Below are 267 nucleotides of genomic sequence, written 5' to 3' on the forward strand. Positions count from 1 at the left end.
TGTTATCGTTCGCACAAAAAGCGGAGCACGCAGATCTGACGGATCATACATCAGCTTCGATGAGAATGCATGTGTTATCATCCGTGACGACAAGAGCCCGCGTGGAACTCGTATCTTCGGACCGGTTGCCCGTGAATTACGTGAAAACAACTTCATGAAAATTGTTTCTCTGGCTCCAGAAGTTATCTAATGAAATAAATGCCTTACTCAAGGAGGTGCGATCAGGATGCATGTGAAAAAAGGCGATAAAGTAATGGTTATCTCTGG

At 44.6% G+C, this 267-nt stretch carries 1 protein-coding gene; it reads left to right on the forward strand.

Annotation, left to right across the window (positions count from 1 at the left end):
* A partial coding sequence (locus ACYYG1_RS17510) for an uL14 family ribosomal protein (RefSeq protein ID WP_461211618.1) occupies window positions 1–190 on the forward strand: 190 nt, incomplete at its 5' end.
* Window positions 191–267: the final 77 nt, after the last annotated feature.

The organism is Desulfocurvus sp. DL1XJH-121, from assembly GCF_054819825.1.